This window comes from Spirosoma jeollabukense (assembly GCF_054777855.1).
Genome location: NZ_BAAHAD010000007.1, coordinates 223,357 through 247,047 on the forward strand (window position 1 = coordinate 223,357; position 23,691 = coordinate 247,047).

Below are 23,691 nucleotides of genomic sequence, written 5' to 3' on the forward strand. Positions count from 1 at the left end.
CAGATAAATCCCGGTTTAAGTTAGTTGATACTCTGGCAGGCTCATCAGCGCGGCCGTTAGGGTACGAATGCGCTCAGAACGAGTTAGAGCCGGATTAGTTTGTTTCTCAAGCAACGTAAGCTGTTCAGGACGTAGTGTGAAAGGAAGCAACGTAGCGGCAATGCTTTCTATCAACTCATTGTCAGGCGTTTTGCTAAAGGCCGCTTCAAAATCGGCCCAGTCGATCGTTGTTTTAAATTTAGCCCCGCCTTTCCGCGCCAGCGCCTGTGTATTCACGTCGCCATCTTCTTTAGGGTGTACGGTTACGTCGGCGGCTTTTAGCACGTAGTTTGGCAACTGCATTCGAAAGAGCAGACTCGACGAATCGATCCAGTTTTTACCGCCCGGCCAACCCGCGACGTTTGGTGGGTAGAACAGCAATTGACCCAGCGTTCGCTGCACAAAAATCTGTGGTTGCGGTTGATCAAACCGAACGCCAAGCGTGTGGCGCAGACCAGCCAGCAACTCTACCGGTGACTTAATGTGCGCCCCTCGATGTTTGGCATCGTAGAACCAGTCGGCCATGAAGATCGTCTCCATCAGGTCTGTGATGTCGTAACCACTTTTGTAAAATTGCTCGGCTAATTCGTCAACCCGTTTTTTGTCGTCTGCTCCACTGACCGGACCATCCGCGACGAAATAGCTGTAAATTTTTGCGGTAATGAATCGGGCGGTCTGCTTGTTTTCGAGCAGCATTGCGATGACATCTTCACCTTTGAAAGCCCCCGTTCTCCCGAAAATCGTTTTCTCCCCTTCGTCGTGAATCCGCTCCCGAAAAATAAACTGACCTTCGGGCGTGAATTGCCAACCCGTAAAGGCGCGGGCGGCTTCTTTTATATCGTGTTCCGAATAGTTGCCACGCCCTAAAGTGAATAATTCCATCACTTCACGAGCGAAATTTTCGTTGGGTGCGTTTTTCCGATTTTGCTGGTTGTTCAAAAACTGTAGCATGGCGGGCTCTTTCGAAACGGCCATGAGCAGATCACCGAAACGGCCCAGCGCATGTTGGCGGAGCGTATTGGCGTACTGCTGCATAAGTAGCGGATTACGCCCCATTGTCCGGCAGGCAAAATGTCCATGCCAGAACAACGCCATTTTCTCACGCAGAGCACCTTTGCCCGACGCCATCTGGTCGAGCCATTGCAAGTTGAGATCGCGCACTTTTTCGGTATTCAGGCGGATGCGCTCCTTGAGCATCTCCTTATCAAGCTGCCCATCGCGCACCATACCTTTTAATTCCTGCTTCGACTCATTTTCGTCTGGGCTCACTACGTGCAGTTCCACTACCGATTCGCTGTCGGTGAACAACCGACGCACTATTTTACGTAGTGATTTGCCCGAAGCTTCGTCCAGTTCGGCGGGTGTAGCGCCAAAACCTGCCCGTGCGAACAGGTACCGTAACCGAACAATATCCCGAGATCGTGTCGTGAACGTATTCATACATAAAAAGCTCAGTTAAGCCGGTAGGACTATTTTGCCAGTAAAAGGTTTAATAAGTTACCATTAAAAGCCCATTAATCCGAAAAAGCCTCAACCTCAGAACGCAACATGAATCGTTCTTTTTTCGTACTGAGTATATACCTTTCAATCCGGGTTCTATCCGATTCATTTTACAGCATGTTACAACGTTTATGGTTCCGGCTTTTCCTGGCGCTAACGACTGGTTTCATTGGAATCAATGCTACTGCGTTGACGGCGCAATCTTTACCTTACTCAGCTACGCAACGCCAGCAAATTACCCAACTTCGGCAGACCATTCAGAAGGCATACGACGCCAATTATAGCGTAGCGGTTTCACTGGCGAAAAAACTCGGGCGACCGCTCCGCGAAGTCCGAACCGATGGTCGGATTGTCGAGTTGGCCGGCGTCGATTCATTAGGGAATCTGCTCTATAACGCCACGCAGGTTGGTAATACGCAGGTAGCCACCATGACCCGAACATCATCGCTTTACTCGGGTGGTGGTCTTGGATTAAATCTGTCAGGTAGCAGCGCATCGGTACAAACTAAACTGGGGATATGGGATGGCGGAGCTGTACGCACGACCCATGTAGAACTAACCGGTCGCGTTACGCAGAAAGACAACGCCAGCGCCACTGCCGACGATGAAGAACATCCAACGCACGTAGCTACTACCATGATTGGGGCCGGAGTTAACACATTGGCGCGGGGGATGGCGTTTGGGGCCAAATTACAGGCCTGGGATTTTAATAGCGACGTATCAGAAATGACAACGGCTTCACCCAATTTGCTCATTTCCAACCACTCCTATGGCACGCAGGCTGGCTATCAGTACAATCCTGACCGATCCGGTACGATAAAATGGGAATGGTATGGCGATACTACAGTTAGTCGAATTTACGATTATAAATTTGGGCAATATGATTCCCGATCGCGATCCTGGGATCAGATCGCGAACAATGCCCCTTATTACCTGATAGTAAAATCGGCCGGGAATGATCAAGGAGCCAACGGGTACACCGCTGGACAACCCTATGTATTGATCAACTATAACAATAGAACCAGCACGGTTGCCCGTGATTTCCAGACGGGCTACGACCAGATTTCTACCTATGGTGCCGCGAAGAATATTCTGTCGGTGGGGGCCGCTAATGCGCTTCCGTATGGCTACAACCAATCCAGCGACGTAGTGATTGCCGACTTTAGTAGCTGGGGTCCTGCCGACGATGGCCGGATCAAACCCGATATTGTCGGTATTGGTGTCAATGTCCTCTCGGCCAATTCCAGCAGCGATAGCGCCTATGTGACCCTCAGCGGTACGTCGATGTCGTCGCCGAACGTATCGGGTTCCGTATTGCTCCTTCAGGAATATTATAACCAGCTCAATGCGGGCAAGTACATGCGCTCTTCTACACTGCGAGGATTGGTATTGCACACCGCCAGCGAAGCAGGGGCTACCCCCGGTCCCGACTATATCTTTGGCTGGGGCTTACTCAATACGGAGCAGGCCGCCCGCGTAATTGGCAATGTCGATAAAAGTCATTTGCTGAGTGAACGAACACTTACTCAGGGTCAGCGCGATACGATTCAGGTGGTGGCATCGGGACGTGGCACGCTGGTCGCAACAATTTGCTGGACTGATCCGGCCGGTACGCCAACCAGTACGCTCAATGACCGAACGCCCAAACTGGTCAATGATCTGGATCTGCGGGTTAGTGATGGGGCTACCACGAGCTTGCCCTGGGCACTTGATCCCAACAACCCCAGCGCAGCCGCCACCCGAGCCGATAATATTCGAGACAACATCGAGCAGGTACGTATCGACAATGCGATACCGGGCAAAACTTATACGCTGGCGATCACGAATAAAGCGACACTTACTGGCGGCAAACAGGATTATGCGCTTATTGTGAGTGGTGTTGGCGGCCTCGCCTACTGCACATCAGCCCCTACGTCATCGGCTAACAGTAAAATCAACGGGGTGAGTTTTGGCGCAATCAACCAGGCTGGTGTTAGTGGATGCACAACCTATAATGACTTCACCCAGCAAACAGTAGCTACGGTTCAGGCTAACCAAACGATTCCCCTATCAGTCACGACGGGCACCTGCGGTACATCAAACAATGTAGTGGTAAAGGCTTTTGCCGACTGGAACGCTGACGGAAACTTCACCGAAACAGGTGATAACATCGCTACATCGGGTGTGCTGAATGGATCGGGTGTCTTCACAGCGAATGTCACCATTCCGCAGAGTGTAACGATCGGGCAACTCGTCCGGTTAAGAATCGTCGCTTCGGAAACAAGTGACCCCAATTCGGTGAATCCCTGCGGGTCCTACGGCAACGGCGAAACGCAGGATTATCTGCTACGCGTAATTCAGACAACTACCGATGTAGGCGCTACGGCGCTTATTTCACCTGCGGCTGGTTTCTGCGGACAAACCAACACCCAGGTGGACGTAGCAGTACGCGTACATAACTACGGTAGCGCCGACCAGACCAACGTCCCCGTAAGCGTAAAAATTACTGACGCAGCCAACACCGAAGTAGCGACCTTAACGGGTACGGTCCCAACGCTAACAGCCTTCCACGACGCCCAAGTGACGCTAAGTACTACTACGACACTGGCCCCCAATCAAACGTATCGGTTTACGATCACGACCAATCTCAGTAACGACCAGGATGCCGCCAACAACTCCGTTACAGAAAGTCGCACTACGGCCGCTGCACCTGCCAATGGCTTATTTACGGCAACCCGCTGTGGCAGTGATACACTTATTTCGCTACGTAACAGCGGAGCAGGAACGGCCTTCTGGTTCGATGCGCCGACAGGCGGCAATTTGCTAGCAGCAGGCAACCAAGTAGCGGTTAAAACACTACCTGCCACGGGGCAGTTTTATGCCGCGCTAAACGAGTTTTCGGGTATAGTCGGCCCAACCAGCAAACAGGCGTTTGGGGGAGGTTCCTACGCAGGAAACTTCGGTCCAGCACCGCTTATTTCAACCACCGTACCGCTGACTATTGAAAGTGCACGTTTATACATTGCCACCGCTGGACAGTTAACATTTACGGTACAGAGATACGATAACACCACCATTTCGAGTGTAACGCTGGACGTAACACCCACCCGAACCCAAAGCCTGACCACCACCAACAGCAGTGGCCAACTGGCTGACGACCCTAATGATCAGGGCGCGATTTACCCGCTTAATTTGCGTATTCCAGCCGCTGGCGACTATAAGATCACCATTGATTACGCCAATGGAGCGTCTATTTTCCGAAGCAATACGGCGGTAAGTGGTTTTCCGTATCAGCTTACAGATAAGGCGGGTACACCCATTGTAAAAATTAAGGGATCACTCTATGCCAGTTCTGCCACCACAACTGATACGTTAACAAACGCCTGGTACTATTTATACAACATCAAAGTTAGGTCGCTCGATTGCCCCAGCCCGCAACGAACAGCCGTTACGCCCACAACGGGTGCGGCTGCAACAGCCAGCATTACACCTAATGGATCGGTGAGTGTTTGCCAGGGTGCTACTATAGCACTACAAGCCAATACCGGAACGGGGCTCTCTTATCAGTGGTACAACAATGGACAGGCAATTTCGGGGGCCACAAACAGTACACTTCTCGTCGCATCGGCGGGTAATTATGCCGTACAGGTAGCGAACACCTGCCTGCCCGTTCGATCGGCTGCAGTTGCCGTAACGGTACGTACTGCTCAAACACCTACCATTTCAATTAATAATTTTACACTCACGACAAACGCGACAGCAAATATTCAATGGCTACTCAATGGCGTCGCTATTCCGAGCGCAACAGGAACAACGTATAGTGTTACACAATCGGGACGATATTCCGTAAAAGGTAGCGTCAATGGGTGTGGAGAAGTTATTTCTAATGATGTAGTGCTGACGATTCTGGCTGTTGAACCAGACCCAGGTGATGCTACGTTGAGCGTTTATCCAAATCCAGTCACGAAACAGGTAACGGTTTCCATAACCGCCACTTCCTTGCTGACTCAACCGCCAACCCTCCGACTAACCGATCTGCGTGGCCTTACGATTCGTACCGCTACGTTGACACGGAACGGTAAAACCTATTCGACCGTAATGGACGTAGCTGATTTACCCGGCGGTACGTTCCTTGTCGTTGTCGAGGACGATAAAGCGCAGCGTGTCGGTGTGAAGCGCATCAACAAGCAGTAGTGACCAGGCTAAAGCTAGCTATTGAAAAATAAAAATCCCCGCTATCAGTCTTGATAGCGGGGATTTTTATCAAAATTTACCTCTATTTCACTTTTCCCGAAGCCGCTTCCTGAGCGATTGCCAGTTTCACCGCTTCGTATAGGTTCACAACGCCACCCGTTTTAGACAACGTAGCAAAATCGACCGTTGCGTCCGATTCAGGCCGGTGAACTTTAGTCGTGTAAGGCGTTGCTGATTGCAGAATGATCCGTTTGATATCGGCCGATGTCAGTTTTGGAAAGTATGACTTTAAGACAGCCGCAACCCCGGCAACTACCGGTGAGGCCATACTTGTGCCGCTGTTATTCTCGTATTTGCTGCCTGGCACCGTCGAATAAATATCCTTACCCGGCGCAAATACGTCAACATTTTGCTTGCCATAGTTCGAGAAACCAGCGACCAGATCAGCCGTATTGGGCTCAGCACTGGCCCCCACCGTTATTACGTTCGCAATGGCTGTGCCATCCATAAACCGGGGAGACGGGTAGTTGGCCGCCGTATCAATATCCTTACCGTCATTACCCGCTGCGTGGATCATCAACACATCTTTCGAGAGTGCATAGCGTTCAGCATCCTCAACGGCTTTGCGCTGGGGCGAGTAATCTTTGCCGAAACTCATGTTGATAATTTTCGCGCCGTTATCAACAGCGTAGCGAATAGCATTGGCAATATCCTTATCGCGCTCATCGCCGTCAGGTACAGCCCGAACCCCCATGATTTGCACCGCATCCGATACGCCCATCACCCCAAGATTATTGGTCCGGTCGGCGCCAATAATGCCGGCGACGTGGGTACCGTGGTCAGGTCGTGGACCCGAAATGTCGGGGTTGCCATAATCGCGCTGGTTCAAATCATTCGGATTGTCGCCGACAATGGTTCGACTGTCGAAATCGGGATTGTAATTATACTCCGCCCGTGACTTGAGTTGCTCATTTGCTTTCTCGAGCTCGTCCATCACAACATCCGTATTAGCCGCTCCCTGCTGACGTAGCAAACGCAGAATACCAAGAACAGGCCGTTTCAATTCCGCATTCGTAAGCGTATCAGATGCTTTCCGAAGCGTCATTGTATCGAGCTTTGTTACGTTCAGCGTCTTTTTCAGGTTGTCAACCGCCGTCGTATACTGCGTATAAAACTGACTGATTCCCTGATACTGCGATTTGTATTGCGCCTGATTCTTCTCGACTTCAGCCTTGGTTTTTGCATAAAGATCGTACTCTTTCTGCTGATCAGGCTTCAGCGCTTTTCGGTCTTTACCTTCATATTTCGGTTTCAGTTGCGCATAAAGCCGGGTTACTTCGGCGGTTTCGTAGCTGACGTTGCGGCCATCTTTACCGCCGATGAAATTCCAGCCATGGATATCGTCCACGTATCCGTTCTTATCGTCATCCTTACCATTCCCAGCAATTTCCTTCGGATTGATCCATAACACCCGGCGCAGGTCTTCGTGGGTCGTATCAATGCCGCCATCAATAACCGCAACAACCACGGGCGTAGGTTTGCGGTCTTTCAGAAGTTCGCTGTAGGCACGATCAACACTAATTCCTGCCGTTTTATCGGTTTTATCGCGCAGATACCACTGCGTTTCCTGCGCCGAAGCCGCTACAGAAAGCAGGCAGACCGACGCACTAATGAGGAGTTTCTTCATGAATTTAGAACAAAAAATCTCCACAAATTACGAAGAAACTGATCTAATATTTGCTTAAAAATTGTTAAACGGTCAGATCAATTTGATCCGGGTTTGCTGTGATTCGTCGTTTGATAGTGTTGCTTCAGCAAATCTTCGCCCCAATCGTTGGTCAAATCCCGCACTACGGTGTGAATATGGTTAGCGTTTGTCTGCGTATTATCGTATTCAATCAGAATCGTTGGTCCATGAATGCGGTAATACCACCCTTTGCCTTCGCCCAGTTCGGGTGTAAGATCACCCGCCCAGGCAAACCGAATATTATCTAAGCCTGCTTTATCCAGTTTTGCCATTTGCTGCTTGGCCAACGTAATACGGTAGTTGGTCATATACACTTGCAGTAGTTCCATAAATAAGGCGCGTTGATCTGGTTTCATATCACCTAACCGCAACCCGTCCATTTTTTCTATCGACGCAACACGTTTATTGCTGGTAACAATTTCGGGGTACGCTACCATTGCGATGACAGCCTGTTTGCGTTGGTCAGCATCGAGGGTTTTTAGCAGCGCAAAAGCTTTTTCCGTTTCCTGTTTTAAAATCTGTCTACCCTTTTGAGGAAGATCTTTGACACGCGGATCGCTCATGCGTTTGTCGGCCATCTGCGTATCATATTCAAGGATACCGGGATTGCTCCCGAAGAAAGTCGGCGTCTGGGCCAACACCTGACCCGTTAACGACATAAACTGAAGAGACAAATGGTGGCCTTCAATACGCCAGCTCCAAGGATTTTTAGTCGATGGGTCACCGAAGATGGTGAACGAGTAATTCTCCGGATCACGATACGTATCATTGGGCGGACGATTATCGATCACACGCAACACATTTTCCATATCAATGATACTCGTTGCTTTTTGGTAGCCCTGGTCGCTCAGTGCCGTCTTAAGCATAGCCATGGCCGCTTTACGTTGTTCTTCGGTCATTTGTTTGAGTGGTAACCCCTTCCGCTCTCGCGGAACAAAATGCCAGTTGAACCGCTCCGCATCATCGAACTGATACGTTATTTTTTGCTTTTGCTCCGGCGAGAGCATCGTTAAAAGCGTATTGGCGGCATCGGCCATTTCATCTTTTATACGTTGTTGCGCAACTGAAGAAGGACGAGATGCCGGGGCCGTTTGTGCAACAACCTGACCGGCAAGCAGACAGAAAAAAATGATATATTTCATGAGACGAATACAGTGATAGCCAATTGCTAAAGAGGGCCAATCCTTGCATTTACCCGTATTACCTCACATTATCTAATTTGTGTTACCGATTACTCAACAGCCGTTCATTTAAGAGCCCGTTTCCTAACAACCTGAGCCGTTTAGCAGTTAGATACTAACTCACTGTCCTGATACTATAATGTCTACTCGCCCACCGAACAATAGTACTGGCCCACTCGACCACCTGGCGCTTCGTTATCTCCGGCAGGCGCTTGACATGTCGCACCCGACGGATGAGCCCTACGTATTAAATGCTATCGAAAGTCGCGTTATCCGGCGGACAAAAATCACCACACTGACGCTGGCGGCCCTGCTTGGCGTGGCGGGTGTTCTGTTGCTCTATGGGCCCCAATACGCCTGGCCCGCTTTATTTTCCAGTACGCCCCTAACAGCTTTCGGCACTACTTACGAACTGCCACTCATCACCGCCCTCTATGGTATCTTACTGGTTTATCTGGAGGTCAATCTGCTCATGGCACTCAACTTGCGGGGTGTGAAAGCTATTATGCAGGTATGCCAGTTTCCCCGCGCACATGATGCTCAGTATGATCGGCATTTACAGGCATTGGCCGATGCAGCTCTCGAAAAATCGAATCGTGGTATTCTACGTTTCGGCATTGACCCGTATCTAAATATGCCGCGCTGGGGGTTAAATGTTTTTTTTCTGCTAAACATCGGCAAAGCCCTCCTGAGCAACCTGGTTTTCAAATTCTTGCTGAAACGATTTATCGGACGCTACGCGATACGCCAGCTAACCGATCTGGCAGGTATGCCCATTTATGCGTTGTGGAACGCATGGGCCTCCTGGCAGGTACTGCACGAAGCTCAGGTTCGGGTGATGGCTCCGACAACGATCCGCGAATTTGTGCATGAGCTACACGAAGAATGGGGCAAAAACGATCAGTTTCGACCGCTGATTCTGGAAGCACTTCAACACGTAGCTATTTTAAAGCGGCAATACAATTATGCACACTTTTTACTGACAGAAACCCTGATGGATCGGTTCGAGCTACGTTCCGATGCTCCTTTAACAGGGCAGTTTACCGAACAGGTACTTCAAGCTCCTGTTGCCGTACGTCGAAGCCTGGAACGACTCATTGTTTTCGGTGTTCTGGTTGATGGTAACCTTTCCTGGCTCGAAAAGCGCCGTTTGCGTGACCTGCGTAACAAAGGCTTTCTAACATATTCAACCACTGATATTCAACGCATTGGGAATGATTATAATCAGGGCCGTGGGCTTTGGGTATAATATAAGCCGGTAGGGTTTGTTTCTCTCGACTGATACTCGTGTCGTGTATTGACTTGTTCTACGCAAACCTCATCCAACTGCTATAGTCTACAGGAGCAACCAGGTACCCAATTTTCGCAGGACGTTGTTTGCAAAATCTCCAGGTATCAGGCCAATAAATTTCCAGCAGCGAAAAGCTGGAACGACTTCTATTTGAATTAATTACGTATTTTTGTAGGATTAGCTGGTCACTAATTCCCAACATGATTCTGTCTAGGACAACTTTTCTTTTTCTCGGCTGTTGGTTTCTTGCTTCCCTGCCTTCCGTAGCACAGTTGACGATAACCTACCCAATTCCACGCATGGTTGTACAGCGCAACCAGGAAAACAATGCCCCTCTTTACATTGCCGGTACCTTCTCAATCCCGATTGACCGGGTTGAAGCCAGACTCGTTCCTGTATCTATTGCAAATAGGCTATCTATTGACTGGACACTCTTGCAGGATAAACCAAAAAATGGACTGTATCAGGGAAAAATAATTGTGCCTGCTGGTAGCTTTCGACTGGAAGTACGCGGCATACGGGATGATAAAACGGTCAGCAGCGCGGTGGTCTCATCGGTTGGTGTTGGCGAAGTGTTTTTGATCGCTGGTCAATCAAACGCCATGGGTATACCCGATCTTGGCGCCAAGGGAGCGTCTGAACGGGTGGTATCGTACAACGCCTGGAATCGATTCTGGAATAAAGATAATGCGCTAGAATCGTCTGATAGTCCGTTCCCGGTACCCACGTTTACAACTTTGGAGGCAACCAGCCTGGTTTACCCAACCGGTCAAACCGCCTGGTGCTGGGGCGAATTGGGGGATCATATTGCGGATCGGTATAGCGTACCGGTTGCTTTTTTTAATGTAGCGATTCCAGCTACTGTAGCTGACAATTGGAGCGCCACGGCAGACGGCACATCGGCCAAAAATATTTTCAATAGCACGATCTGGCCGTTTTTCCAACCTTATTCCAATTTGCGGAATGCCTTACAATATTATCATAGTCAGTTCGGCCTTCGAGCTGTGTTATGGCATCATGGAGAATCGGATGCCGTTCCGCTTCAAACACCAACCGAAACATATCGAAAAGACATACAGCATCTTATTGACCGGAGTCGTGCCGATTACGGACGCAACATGACGTGGGTAGTGGCCCGTTGTTCCATATCACCGGCCGGACCAACACCAAGTTCTGCCATTATTAATGCTCAAACGGCATTGGCCAACACACCCAACAACAATGTGTGGTTAGGGCCTTATACCGATACGATTCAGTCGCCCCGGCAGCAACACGGCCACTTTGAAAATATAGCGAACGGCATTCAGGGAATTTCCAGATTTGCCACCGCCTGGAATGAGAATTTAAACGACAAATTCTTTAAAGAGTCTCAACCATCTCAGCCACAGCAATTTATTTCGACAGGCTTAGTACCATCCAGCATCTCGGCCGGAACCACTATAAGCGTCCCCTATGAAGCAGTAGGCTTTGCTACCAACCCCAACGTAGTGGTGCAATTATTAAATGCGCAGGGATTGTTTATTGCTGAAGTAGGCAGGGATAAAGGCAATCGATCGGTACCGGTATACTTACCTGATACGCTTAGTCGAGGGCTGTATCGGATGCGCGTTGTGGCTACGTCACCCGTGTTGGCCGGAACGCCTACCCAGCCCTTTCTGGTTACACCCGTTGGCAGGCCGATCAATCCATTCATTGAGGTACAGGTTGAACAGATTGACAGTACTACCCATGTTCACTGGCTGACAGCGCAGGAGCCCCCAGGAAGTCGGTTTTTTATTGAGCGCAAAGATGGCTCGGATAAGTATCAGACAATTGGAACAGCAAATGTCCTGAACGATGGGCAATTTAGCCACCTCTATTCCTTTACAGATCCAGGTAAACCCGCGGGCAAAAATCCTTATCGTATTCGGCTGGAGCAACCTGATGGTCAGCTTATTTTTAGCACTGATATCATACTTGCCTTACCGGGTGAACAACTGCCTCCGCCAACAATCTATCCGAATCCGAATGATGGCACTCACTTAACGATGAATCTTCCCAAAGGGGGTCAATGGAGTCTTACATTAATCAACCTGAGTGGTCAGATCGTGTGGCAGCAACGTATCAATGCACTGGCAAATCAGCCTGCAACAATTCCCTTGACAGCCGACCTGCCTGTTGGCCTATATAGTCTACACATGCAATCAGCCGACTATCGTTACACAAAACAACTATTGATTCAACGATAAAGGCGAAGCATACCGACTAATGGAGCCATATGCTTCGCCCTGAAAATTAAACACAATCAGTTAAATCGACTTTCCAGCCGAGAAAATATCTTCCTGATCGGGCATATGTGGATTAACAAAGACATCAGCCCCGTTTATCGTCCGACGAGTAGGCTCAACCTCCGGGCTTTGGCGATGATGACGATAGGCTTTATCGGATGAATAATGACACACAAACGATTTACGCGTCAGGGCAGGATCACGAATTTCGTCCCCGCCGTGGGCTAACGCAGCATGCCAGAGCAGTACATCTCCTTTTTTAATCAGTAGCGTTTTTTTCTTCAGCCCTGCTTTCTGGCAGGTCTCATCTAGGTAATTGGCGAAATCGTCCGGATTTAGGGTCGATTGCCCATTAAAAAAGATGCCATTGCCAAAGTTAAACTTACCGATGGTGTGCGAACCGGGGTAATAATACAGGGGACCAGAATCGATATGCACGTCTTCGAGGGCAATCCAGGCAGCGGCTAGATGGCTTGGAATTTCGGATACGACATAGGCAAAGTCCTGGTGCGTTGCCTGCTGACTACCGTATTTAAACAGCAGACTCTGCATGCCAATCACCTTGTCGCCAAATACGGCGCTCAGGAACGTCACAATGTTCTGGTGAAGCATAATTTTTTTGCCAATCACCGAATTATCGTGAAAATCCATGTACTTGATATACGGACCGTTTAGCACCTTTTTCGGTACGTCTTTTACAGGTAGTACCGGATTTGCCTTATACTCTGGTAAGTCAATACGGACGAGGGTTTTGTACTTTTCGTGATGATCGATCAGTTCCTCAACTTCGTTTAAAAGCTGATCAATCCAGGATTTTGGAATGGCCTGATCCAGAATTACGTAGCCATTTCCACGCCAGAAATTCATTTTTTCCTCCAGATCGTAAGGTAGATCTTTAGCACTTGGGAATTGCTTGAGAAAAGCTGGAATATCGGCGTCTTTTTTATCAATCCAGGGTAATGTTGGATAGTCGAATTCAGTAATCGGTTTTGCCGTCTGTTCAGACATAAATGTCCGTTTGGCGACAGACTTTAACTTAGTAAGTAGGCTGGACATATCTTGGTTCGGAAAGTTTGGGCTTAAAAATACCAAAAAATGTTTATCGGTTCCACGCAGCTATGTGTAGTTTGATTAGGCGGTATATTATTGCCGAATTGTTTATTTATACCGGTTCGGAGGTATCATTTTTCCTAACCCGTACCTCATTTATACGTTTATCATCGGCAGATAGTACGTGAAATGTAAAATCTTCAAAAGTTGTTTCATCACCAGGTTTGGGAAGTCGATTAAATAGCTCCAGCAACAGCCCTCCCAGCGACTCGCTATCGCCTTGTACTGTCTCAAATGTTGTTGCATCCACATTTAAGATTCGACACACATCAGTTATAGGCATTTTGCCCTCAAATACTACTGTTCGTTCATCTTCGCGCCGGTAACCAACGGGAATTTCGTCATCGAATTCATCGTTGATTTCTCCAAAGATCTCTTCGATAATATCTTCCAGCGTCACCAAACCACGTGTTCCTCCATACTCATCAACTACAATGGCCATGTGAACGCGCCGTTTCTGAAAATCCTGCAATAAATCGTCTACTTTTTTATTTTCGGGAATGAAGAAAGCTGGACGCAGCAGGGATTGCCAGCGAAACGTATCATCCTCGTGAATATGCGGTAGTAAGTCTTTAATGTAAAGAACGCCTTCTACCTGGTCCAGTGACTCCCGATAAACTGGCACCCGCGAATAACCCGATGTATTGATTTGGGTCATCAATTCACTGAAAAGCAGATCATCTTCTACAGCCGAAATATCCAATCGAGCCCGCATCACTTGCCGTGCCGTCAGATTACTGAAGTTGACTATGCCTTTGAGAATTTCCTTCTCCTCAACCGTTGCATTGACACCCGTCAACTCAACGGCCTGACTAAGTTCTTCAACGGACAATTTATATCCCTTTCGCTCAATACGGCGGTCAACCTGGTTACTTAAATTAACCAACACCATAGCTAACGGACGAAATACGGCCAGTCCAAGTTGCGCCAGCGCAGCCGTTTTTCGAGCTACACTCAAATTATTTTGACTAGCGTACACTTTAGGAACAATTTCACCAAAAAGTACTATGGCTACCGTTGTCACTAACGTAATGACGGGTAATACCCAACCCGCTTCCTGTGACGCCTGGGAGAACTCCCAAGTTAAGTACGTCACAATGACGACGATAGCAATATTCAACAGGTTATTGAAAATGACCAGCGACGCCAGTAGTCGCTTAGGACGCTCCAGAAGCGTAGCGATACGTTGATCGTCGGCCAGGCTACTGCCACGGCAATGAGCACGATCATCAGGAGACAGAGAGAAAAAGGCGGCCTCAGAAGCTGATACTAAGCCAGCCAGCGTCAGCAGCAGTAAAATCAAAGCCGTATAAGGGCCATAAATATCAAAATAGGTGCCCCAGCCGCCTGTGGCCTGGAGCACCTGTCGAGGAAGGGGATCACTAAGGTCCATGTATATTAAATCTCGTTCAACAATAGAGCGAATCGAGTGGATTAGAACGGTAGATCGTCTTCTCCGCTGTTGCTCTCAAAGGGGACCGGGTCTGGCTCCCGACGACGGGCCGCTGGTGCCGCTACAGGTGGGGCCTGCTGCCGCGAAGGTGCAGACTGTGGTTGAGGACGATCCCGTTCCGGCGCTGCCTGCACGGGAGGTGCCTGCTGGCGCGGAGCTTCGCTATACCCATCCTCTTGTCCACCACCGCTGGGACTACCTAACAACTGCATGGTATTGGCCCGTACACGTAGTGACGTACGTTCCTTACCTTCTTTATCCGTCCACAACTCCGTCCGCAAACGGCCTTCGACATAGACAGAATTACCTTTCTTCAAATATTTTTCGGCTACTTTAGCCTGCTCATTCCATAGCTCAACCCGGAACCACTCGGTTTGCTCCACTTTCTCGCCGTTCCGGTTGGTGTATTTTTCCGTTGTTGCTACATTGAAGGTAGCAACAACAGCCCCCCCGTCTAGATAGCGTACTTCAGGATCGGCACCCAGATTACCGATGATTGTCATCTTATTCAGACTTGCCATACAGTGTATTTTGTTGTTTACGTAGTAAGAGATTAGAGCGTTTAATAAGAATTAAAGATACTGAAATATACTGACTTATCCAAACAGTTTATCTAAATAGTTAGTAATCAGTACGGGCTTGGGTAAGTGTTCAGTTTCATCAGGCGTATACCACTGTAAATCAATCGGCAAGCTTCCAGCAAGATGATCAGGTATGTCAATAATGTAGAATTGAGCGCGAATTCGCTGGTGAGATAGTAACTGTACTGCTTCAGTTGGTGAAACAGACAAAATGCGTTCCTGCACAACTTCATGCAGTGACTCTTGAACGGTCAGGGCGCTCAGGGCAGTTTGAAGTTCATTGCTGGCTCCTAAGAGTGAATCACTTCGCTCGGTTTCCAGGAGATAGAAATCATATAGATTTTGCCAGATGTCACGAGTCAGCCGTTCGCGAAGCGCTAATTTTCCGTTATTTCTAAAAATAAAATAAGTAAAGAATCGCTCCCGGACCGGTGCTTTTTTTGATTTGACGGGCAACTTGTTTTGCCGGCCAGTTAGATAAGCTACACATTGCTGTTGAAGCGGACACAGTAAACAATCGGGCGACATCGGCGTACATTGAATAGCACCGAACTCCATAATTGCCTGATTATAAGTCGCCGGATCATCGGCCAATTGAATCAGTTTCATAGCCAAAGCGGCAAACGTCTTCTTGGCCTGAGTCGACGTAATATCTTCTTCAATACCAAATACCCGCGCTAATACCCGGTATACATTCCCATCAACAACCGGTACCCGTTCACCAAAGGCAAAAGAGGCTATGGCAGCTGCGGTATAAGAGCCTATCCCCTTCATTTTCAACAACTCATGATACGTATCCGGGAACTTCCCATCTAGCTGAGTGGTTACATAGCGAGCAGTCTGATGTAGATTTCTAGCGCGGGAGTAATAGCCCAAGCCCTGCCAAAGTCGAAGTAGGTCACGCTCATCCGTGCGGGCCATATCAGACACAGTTGGGTAAGCTGCTACAAAGCGTTCGTAATAAGGTTTTCCTTGTGCTACACGGGTTTGCTGAAGAATTATTTCCGACAGCCAAATGCGATATGGATCGCGGGTGTGACGCCAGGGCAGATCGCGTTTATGGCGCTCGTACCACCGTTCGAGCGTAGGGGCAAACGAGGTTTCGATACTGTTAAGGTCTGATTGCCAATTCAAAATAAAACGAAAAATTACATCGTTACCATTAAAAACGGAAGTACAGGGTTTTATAATTTATGGGAAACCCCTACCTTTGTGCTCCCATTTTTGAGAGCCGAATTTTCAACAATACAGTAAACGTTAAAGTTTAAGAAGTCGTGACGAAAGCAGATGTAATTGCCGAGATCTCCGATAAAACCGGAATTGATAAGGCAGAAGTAACAAACACCCTGGAAACTTTCTTTTCAGTAGTTAAGGACTCGTTAGCCGAGGGAGAAAACATTTATGTGAGAGGGTTCGGCAGTTTCATCAACAAGAAGAGAGCCAAGAAAGTAGCCCGTAACATCTCGAAAAACACCGCGATGGTGATTGACGAGCACTTTATCCCGAGTTTTAAACCCGCGAAGGTGTTTGTTGAGCAGGTGAAAACCAGCGACAAAGCTAAAGTTGCGGCCGAGTAGGCAAAGTTGCTACGAACCAACTGTGTGCTGGTTTGCCAGTTTAGTCCAGACGTTTGCTTCGTGATTGATCCTCCACTATGAATAAATTCGTATTGCTTGTTATCATACTGGCTTCGGTCTTAACGGCGGGGTTGTATACCCTGCCTAAGGTGGTTGTACAAAATGAAGACAAAAAGCTTGGAGGTCGAACAACGCAAACGTCTGGCGCTTCACGTGATGGAGTAGGAAAAAAGCAGACTGAACTAACAGAAAGTCCTGCTGCCTCTTCCGCTCATGAGAAGCCTCTGGCACCTGAACAACAAAAGCGCCTGGATATGTTGCGGGCCGAATTTGCCGCAGCGAACCCAGTGAAAAAAGAAGCAATCGGAGAGAAGTTGATTGCCCTTTTTCAGGAAGCCACCCGTTACGATAGTGCCGCTCATTATGCAGATTTACTGGCAAAGGCACAACCGACTGAGCGCAATCTGTTACGGGCAGGCGATCAGTATTTCGAAGCCTATACATTTGCCGTTGATGAAAAGAAAACGACGTCGTTAGGCGAGAAAACTCGCGAGTTTTATCAGCAGGCTATTGCCAAAAACCCAAACTTGCTATCGGCGAAGGCTAATATGGCCATGACTTATGTCAATACCGATACTCCGATGAAGGGTATTATGATGCTACGTGAGGTCCTGAAGCAGGAACCAACCAATGAATTGGCCCTGTTCAATTTGGGTCTGCTTTCAATGCGGTCGAACCAGTATGAACGAGCGATTGAGCGGTTTCGTCAAATTCTGGTGAACAACCCAACAAGCCGAAAGGCCCAATTTTACTTGGGTGTAAGCTTAGCCGAAGCCGGTCAGAAGGCCGAAGCAAAACGGGTTTTGGCTCAGGTAAAGACGCAGGAGAAAGACCCGCAGATCCTGGCCGCTGTTCGTGAATATGAGGAACGGCTGAAATGAGTTACACAGTTGAATTTATGTATTAACTATTCAACTTTAAACTATACAACTTTTAAGGGCTTTGACCGGGTGGTCAGCCGACACGTATTTAACCATTAAACACTGTTAATACTATGCCTTGCGGTAAGAAACGGAAACGACACAAGATTGCCACTCACAAGCGGAAGAAACGGCTCAGAAAAAACCGGCATAAGAAAAAATAGTTTGTCGTTTGTCGTTTATCGCTTGTAATTGGATAGCTATCCATAAGCGGTAAACGACAAACTATGAACTTATTTTGTGGAAGCCCCGTGCCGGCCTGCAAAGCCCGAACGTGGCTTTTTTCTTTTTTTACAGCCATTCTTAACCGTATATTCATCTTGTGAGTAATGAATTAGTTATCAGTTCGACTCAGAAAGGTGATCGGATCGCGCTCTTGCAAAACAAGAGATTGCTGGAGTATCACGAAGAAGAGTTAGACAGCAGCTTCACCGTTGGCGATCTTTACTTAGGAACAGTCAAGAAACTATCATCGGGTCTTAATGCTGCTTTTGTGGACGTTGGCCATGAGAAAGATGGTTTTTTGCACTATCAGGACTTAGGACCGAATATCAATTCGCTCAATAAGCTTGTTAAAGATGTAATCGCCAAGCGCGTTACTACCGGCCGACTCACCGACACTCAGTTAGAGCCAGTCATTGAAAAAATTGGGAAGATAGATAAGGTACTTGCCAAAAATGCTCCCATTCTGGTTCAGGTAGTAAAAGAGCCGATTTCCACCAAAGGTCCGCGCCTTTCCTGCGACATTTCGATTGCAGGTCGTTATTTAGTCCTTGTGCCATTTTCGGATGGCGTTAACTTGTCAAAAAAAATTACCGATCGAGCTGAGCGGTCACGGTTAATGCGGCTTATGTCGTCATTGAAACCGCAACACTTTGGCGTTATTGTGCGCACAGTCGCACAGGATAAAGATGTTGAAGAGCTTGACCGTGACCTACAGAATTCACTTGCGAAGTGGGACCAGGCCATTAAAGCCCTTGCTGATGCCAAGCCCCGTGATCGGGTGTTGGGCGAAATGAATCGAGCCTCTTCGATTCTGCGGGATATGCTCAATGAATCATTCGAGAGCATTACCGTAGATACGCGTGAGTCGTTCGACGAAATCAGAGATTATATTCATACCATTGCGCCCGACAAGGAGAAAATTGTCAAGCTTCATAGCGGTAAAATGAAGCTTTTTGAAGCACTTGGTTTAGAAAAGCAGCTTAAAACGCTTTTCGGCCGATCGGTGAGCTTACCAGGTGGTGGATACTTGATTATTGAACATACCGAAGCGCTGCACGTCATTGATGTAAACAGCGGCAATAAATCAAACTCTGAAGAAGATCAGGAAGCCACTGCCATTAGCGTAAACCGCGAGGCTGCTAAGGAAATTGCCAGGCAACTTCGGTTGCGCGACATGGGCGGTATCATTGTTGTGGATTTCATTGATATGAAGAAAGCAGAGAACAAAAAGCTCCTGCAAGATATCATGCGCGATGAAATGAAGCCTGAGCGGTCGAAGTTCACCATTCTTCCCTTAACAAAATTTGGCCTGATGCAAATTACGCGCCAGCGCGTCCGGCCTGAAATGAACATTGTTACCCGCGAAGTCTGTCCAACTTGTGGAGGAACTGGCACAATCCAAGCCAGCGTTTTAGTAACGGATGTTATTGAAAATAACCTCGATTATATCCTAACAAAGCAGAATGAGCGGGGAATAACCATCTCCATGAACCCATTTCTGTATGCTTACTATACGAAAGGAATCTACTCTAAACAGATGCAATGGTATGTAAAATACAAAACGTGGGTCAAACTTGTGAAAGACAGCTCGTTAGGTATGGTTAACTTCAAGTTCTTTCATCAGACTGGAGAAGAAATTGAAGTTAGTAATAATGTGTAGTAACGTAGTAAAATTTTACTACGTTACTACATTTATCAACAAAGGTCAGCGCAAACGTTTGCGCTGACCTTTGTTGATTTAAGGAGGTTAGTATAGCACCTCCATTTCAAGTAATTCGTCAAACATCTGCTGACCAAGTTGGTCTTTAACAGAATCCATCGTATCAAGATTTAGAAGTAAATCACGTAGATCTTCAGTAATCTCGTATGTTTGGTACAGTCGCCTGTCAAATAGAATGGGCGCCTGTTCCAACTCGCATAGCGTATAACGATTTTCGTTAAAGGCCAACTGCTTCGGACGATGTCCGAAAAATTTGTTTCTAGGCGTTTCAGGCTCCAAAAAGGAGTGGATATAATTCCAGCCTTCCCATTGCGCTGGATGCCGATTTAAGTAGGGCCAGAAGGCATCATACAATTGTTGCATAGCTTCCTGACAATAGATTTCTCTGTCACTCTGACTAATTGGCCTAATGGGCTTGAGAAACCGAAGAACATTCGTCATATCAGCCTGCCGATAGCTTACCACAGGCACAATAGGTACACCTGCTGCGTGTGATAGAAAGCCAACACCTTTACGTGTTAAAACAGACCGATGACCAAAGCGCACCGACAAGAATTGATTTTCTTCACCCGGCTCAGGGGCAGTCTCAGGGCTGCCGTCCACATAAACAATTAGCGATCGGCCAGCCTTCAGTTCACGCAGGACGGTAAGTCCGGCGGAAGCACTCCCTGCTTCGACTACTCGAAAAACATTGGTTAGGCCATGTTTTTTGCGTAATCCCTCAATATGCTCTGTCATACCATCACCCTGGCTGCGGTTCATATTGTTCCCTACAAGCAATACGCAATCTATACCACGTCGAAAGAGTACACTCGTCAATAACCTGTAGGAACCAAGGTGGTACGTACAATAAATTTGGGGACCATCTGCTTTAGTTATTTTCTTATGCTCCCCGCGTAACTTTACCAGATCGCCAGCGGTTAGAAACCGCTGATCGAAAGATGTAAAGACTTGCTGCAACAATAGCTCCCGAAACAGTGTTTCGTGCTCATGGCGGGCAATTGAAGGAAGTATATTCTCAATATTAGCCGAGAATGTGGTAAACTTCATCAGATAACCCCGCTCTTTTTGCAGATCTATTTGCTCGAACTGCTCACGACAATGAGCTAATTCCTGTTGATAAAGTTGCTTTGCGGTTAACATAGTACACAGAAATTAGCGGTTGACTACTACCATTCTGGAAAGATCCCACTCGTGGCAGCAAGGTGACGTATCGTCGGCCAAAAGTCTTAATACACCTGTAGATTCTGCTTTAGCAGCTTTCGTGATTGCTTTTACTAATTGAGCTGGTTTGATGTTGAATTGCTTTTTCATGATGACTAATTGCTTTTGAGATTGAGATGATTTGTTTGTTAAATCAGCGCGTTTACAGCGCCTTTTTGTTGATACAAAGCTACTGCCTCCAGCAAGGGTCATCAATCGGCAAAAAGTCACAATTGACTGTTTGGATTTAGTTAAATATTACCACTATCTTAGTAGAAGTTTTGACTATAGGGACAGCATGAAGGAAATTCGACTTACCCGGGACTTCCTGAGAAAACCGATCAATAGCGTACTTATCCTGATGAGCATCGTACTGTTAATCGAAGCTCTGTCATGGTCAATAGGGTACGACATTAAAGCCAGCAAAATGCAGCAGGCTGGTGGCTTCGTTCACTATGCTGGTGTATTGCTACGCTCGCTAATTATTCCCGAATTAGTTACGCTTTTTATCACGATTACACTTATCAACCAGTTTCACAAGTGGTTGAGGCTGTATTCTGTACAGAATAATTGGCAGGCTATCGGTCGATATGAAATAAATTTCTTGCCCGTTTTAGCCTTTGCTTACTGGCTATTCACGCCCGTTACGCAGACTGTCCGTTACTTATTGGAAAAGTTTCCAACGTATTCTTTTTCTCTTTACTGGCAGAAGTATATTCTTTATACATTTAGCTGGTCCGTATACTTTACCTATTTATTCCCGGTAACTCTTATTGGTTATCTTGCTCTTAATATTTCACTTCTTAAAGATTATTTGAAGCAACGGCGACAAGCCCAGGAAACAGCAGAGGCAGAAGCAGCCGAAGCAGCTCAGAAAGCACTAGCACTCTCAACAACGTTTTCACCAAAGCCTACAGTATCGTCATCTCATTTGACTCATTTAAAAGGCAAAAATGCCATTGGTGAACTGGACTTTCCAGTCAATGATGTCTATTTCTTCACCATAGAAGATCGCTTTTATTATGCCGAACTAATCAAAGGGCGTTATTTAGTTGGCAAAACATTAAACGAACTCGAAACCGAATTGGATCCTGCCCAGTTTTTCCGCATCAAGCGTGATTATATAGTTAACCGACAAGCTGTATTGAACTATGCTTACTGGGAAAACGGTAAATACATTGTTCGGCTTAATTCGCCCGAACAACACAGTATTGTCGTACCCCGCGCCCGCATGCAGGAATTCCGGGAATGGCTTCAAAGCGACCATCGCCCTTATATCGACTCCAATTCACTTACGATGGCTTCTGACTGAATTCATCCCTCAGAGGTAATTCTTCACAGCAATGCCGTATCGCGGTAATTGCCGACAGCTGCTCAACTCCAGCTTTTTGGCTATATGGGCTTTATGGTTAACAGCCGTTCGATAGCTGATGCCCAACTCGTCAGCAATTTCATTGGCCGTGTGTCCATTGGCAATCATACGTAGTACTTCCCGCTCCCGGCCGGTTAATCGACTTAATTCAGCACGTGTTGTATCAGAAATTACCTCGACACCAAAATTCTTGAGCAACTTCATGAATCCATTACTATAATAGCATCCACCATTGCTGACAATCTGAAAGCATCGATACAATTCATCCAGTCCATCAGTAGCATAAAGGAATCCTAGAAACCCTATTTGCATCGCACTAGCTACCATCCGCATATCGGCATGACGCGTGTATAGAATGAACTTGGTCTCCTGATTCGATTGCCGCATCTCCTCAACAATATCAAAGCTCTGTTGACCTGAAATCTCAGACTCCAGAATTACACACTGTGGGCGCTTAACCCGGATCTGCTGAAGTGTGTCCTCCATCTCAACAGCACGACCGACAACATTGTAGCCCTGCTCCTTTAATAATTGACTCAATACTTCACAGTTGAAAAGCTCCGATTGCGCAACGAGAATTGAAAAATCTCGACGCCGAATCGCGAATTTCTTAGTGATCTCCTGAGCACTGTCTAATTCATTCATGATCTAATGACGCGTATAGGTGGATGAAAGTAAGACTGATTAAATAGTTCACATAACGGCTAGTAATGAAATCACCAATTCCCCGGATGAAATCACCTATTTAGATAAAACTTTATGGGTGATTTCATCCGGTAAAATGGTGATTTCACGCAAAGCATGTTGCATTAGGCCCCAGGACGACCCTATTTTTGATTACTCAATTGCGAAACAGGTATTAAAACGTAGGGTGATGAAACAGGAAAAATCAGTAGTATTGTCCGGCTACGAAGCATCGGCCGAGGAAGTACAAAGTTTGATTATGCAATGGGCAAAAGCGACCGAAGCCTTTCATTATCGCTACGTCAAGCTAGATAAAGCAATCAATACCTTACAGAAGGCTGCACGTCAGCAACCTAAAACTAACCGGGCTCAGCTACGTCGACTCATGGAATTACGTCAACATACAACCGACGTACTCATGACACTCTTGCTCGATATGTCGGGCCAGAAGTCAGAGCGTACAGCGCAACCTTCTAAACCTGGTCAACTCCACTCGCATGCCTGCTTGCTGGATGAATTGAACCGGAAAATAGATGCCGAACTGATTACTGTCATGCCGGTAGCTCAAGCTTAGTGTTCACCCTCCCC

At 47.4% G+C, this 23,691-nt stretch carries 18 protein-coding genes; 8 read left to right on the top strand and 10 right to left on the bottom strand.

Going from position 1 to position 23,691, the window contains the following annotated elements:
- Window positions 1–15: 15 nt before the first annotated feature.
- Window positions 16–1,479, bottom strand: coding sequence for a DUF1800 domain-containing protein (locus ACYVEA_RS23695; protein ID WP_461115912.1), 1,464 nt, complete (start codon window positions 1,477–1,479; stop codon window positions 16–18).
- 177 nt (window positions 1,480–1,656) lie between these two features.
- Between ACYVEA_RS23695 and ACYVEA_RS23700 the strand changes: the two genes are divergently transcribed.
- Entirely contained in the window at window positions 1,657–5,712 is a 4,056-nt protein-coding gene (locus ACYVEA_RS23700; protein ID WP_461115913.1) for a S8 family serine peptidase, read from the top strand.
- An 82-nt stretch (window positions 5,713–5,794) separates the two neighbouring features.
- Here the strand turns inward: ACYVEA_RS23700 and ACYVEA_RS23705 are convergent, their stop codons facing one another.
- Together ACYVEA_RS23705 and ACYVEA_RS23710 are read right to left on the bottom strand one after the other, a co-directional pair.
- Complete coding sequence (locus ACYVEA_RS23705; protein ID WP_461115914.1) at window positions 5,795–7,399, bottom strand: S8 family peptidase; 1,605 nt, start codon at window positions 7,397–7,399, stop codon at window positions 5,795–5,797.
- A gap of 77 nt (window positions 7,400–7,476) precedes the next feature.
- The gene (locus tag ACYVEA_RS23710; protein WP_461115915.1) at window positions 7,477–8,601 is read right to left on the bottom strand and encodes a DUF3500 domain-containing protein; all 1,125 of its coding nucleotides are present in this window, start codon (window positions 8,599–8,601) and stop codon (window positions 7,477–7,479) included.
- 178 nt (window positions 8,602–8,779) lie between these two features.
- Between ACYVEA_RS23710 and ACYVEA_RS23715 the strand changes: the two genes are divergently transcribed.
- Both ACYVEA_RS23715 and ACYVEA_RS23720 read left to right on the top strand, forming a co-directional pair.
- A complete protein-coding gene (locus tag ACYVEA_RS23715; protein WP_461115916.1) occupies window positions 8,780–9,889 on the top strand; it encodes an LBF_2804 family protein in 1,110 nt (369 codons plus the stop codon).
- 341 nt (window positions 9,890–10,230) lie between these two features.
- Window positions 10,231–12,159, top strand: a complete 1,929-nt coding sequence (locus ACYVEA_RS23720; protein WP_461115917.1) for a T9SS type A sorting domain-containing protein — start codon at window positions 10,231–10,233, stop codon at window positions 12,157–12,159.
- A 60-nt stretch (window positions 12,160–12,219) separates the two neighbouring features.
- On the opposite strand, the gene ACYVEA_RS23725 is transcribed toward ACYVEA_RS23720, so the two are convergent.
- The 4 genes from ACYVEA_RS23725 to mutY form a co-directional block, all read right to left on the bottom strand.
- Window positions 12,220–13,206, bottom strand: a complete 987-nt coding sequence (locus ACYVEA_RS23725; protein ID WP_461115918.1) for a phytanoyl-CoA dioxygenase family protein — start codon at window positions 13,204–13,206, stop codon at window positions 12,220–12,222.
- A 154-nt stretch (window positions 13,207–13,360) separates the two neighbouring features.
- The gene (gene gldE, locus ACYVEA_RS23730) at window positions 13,361–14,701 is read right to left on the bottom strand and encodes a gliding motility-associated protein GldE (protein ID WP_461115919.1); all 1,341 of its coding nucleotides are present in this window, start codon (window positions 14,699–14,701) and stop codon (window positions 13,361–13,363) included.
- A 41-nt stretch (window positions 14,702–14,742) separates the two neighbouring features.
- Window positions 14,743–15,282 carry a single-stranded DNA-binding protein gene (locus ACYVEA_RS23735; RefSeq protein ID WP_461115920.1) on the bottom strand — a complete coding sequence of 180 codons (540 nt, stop codon included), beginning with the start codon at window positions 15,280–15,282 and terminating at the stop codon, window positions 14,743–14,745.
- A gap of 75 nt (window positions 15,283–15,357) precedes the next feature.
- Window positions 15,358–16,476, bottom strand: a complete 1,119-nt coding sequence (gene mutY, locus ACYVEA_RS23740; protein ID WP_461115921.1) for an A/G-specific adenine glycosylase — start codon at window positions 16,474–16,476, stop codon at window positions 15,358–15,360.
- 140 nt (window positions 16,477–16,616) lie between these two features.
- On the opposite strand from mutY, the gene ACYVEA_RS23745 reads away from it, so the two are divergent.
- The 3 genes from ACYVEA_RS23745 to ACYVEA_RS23755 all read left to right on the top strand — a co-directional run bounded on the left by ACYVEA_RS23745 (window position 16,617) and on the right by ACYVEA_RS23755 (window position 19,784).
- The gene (locus ACYVEA_RS23745; RefSeq protein WP_012930434.1) at window positions 16,617–16,919 is read left to right on the top strand and encodes an HU family DNA-binding protein; all 303 of its coding nucleotides are present in this window, start codon (window positions 16,617–16,619) and stop codon (window positions 16,917–16,919) included.
- A gap of 77 nt (window positions 16,920–16,996) precedes the next feature.
- The gene (locus ACYVEA_RS23750) at window positions 16,997–17,860 is read left to right on the top strand and encodes a tetratricopeptide repeat protein (RefSeq protein WP_461115922.1); all 864 of its coding nucleotides are present in this window, start codon (window positions 16,997–16,999) and stop codon (window positions 17,858–17,860) included.
- A gap of 361 nt (window positions 17,861–18,221) precedes the next feature.
- Window positions 18,222–19,784, top strand: a complete 1,563-nt coding sequence (locus ACYVEA_RS23755) for an Rne/Rng family ribonuclease (RefSeq protein ID WP_461115923.1) — start codon at window positions 18,222–18,224, stop codon at window positions 19,782–19,784.
- 87 nt (window positions 19,785–19,871) lie between these two features.
- On the opposite strand, the gene ACYVEA_RS23760 is transcribed toward ACYVEA_RS23755, so the two are convergent.
- Both ACYVEA_RS23760 and ACYVEA_RS23765 read right to left on the bottom strand, forming a co-directional pair.
- Window positions 19,872–20,987, bottom strand: coding sequence for a lysophospholipid acyltransferase family protein (locus ACYVEA_RS23760; protein ID WP_461115924.1), 1,116 nt, complete (start codon window positions 20,985–20,987; stop codon window positions 19,872–19,874).
- A gap of 12 nt (window positions 20,988–20,999) precedes the next feature.
- Window positions 21,000–21,158 (bottom strand): hypothetical protein, encoded by a 159-nt coding sequence (locus ACYVEA_RS23765; RefSeq protein ID WP_177236561.1) that lies wholly within the window; start codon window positions 21,156–21,158, stop codon window positions 21,000–21,002.
- A gap of 187 nt (window positions 21,159–21,345) precedes the next feature.
- Between ACYVEA_RS23765 and ACYVEA_RS23770 the strand changes: the two genes are divergently transcribed.
- Window positions 21,346–22,359: a LytTR family DNA-binding domain-containing protein gene (locus tag ACYVEA_RS23770; RefSeq protein WP_461115925.1), complete on the top strand. Its 1,014-nt coding sequence runs from the start codon at window positions 21,346–21,348 to the stop codon at window positions 22,357–22,359.
- Between the two features lie 9 nt (window positions 22,360–22,368).
- Here the strand turns inward: ACYVEA_RS23770 and ACYVEA_RS23775 are convergent, their stop codons facing one another.
- Entirely contained in the window at window positions 22,369–23,064 is a 696-nt protein-coding gene (locus ACYVEA_RS23775; protein ID WP_461115926.1) for a LuxR C-terminal-related transcriptional regulator, read from the bottom strand.
- Between the two features lie 229 nt (window positions 23,065–23,293).
- Here ACYVEA_RS23775 and ACYVEA_RS23780 point away from each other — a divergent pair, with 229 nt between their 5' ends.
- Window positions 23,294–23,677, top strand: coding sequence for a hypothetical protein (locus ACYVEA_RS23780; RefSeq protein ID WP_461115927.1), 384 nt, complete (start codon window positions 23,294–23,296; stop codon window positions 23,675–23,677).
- Window positions 23,678–23,691 lie beyond the last annotated feature (14 nt).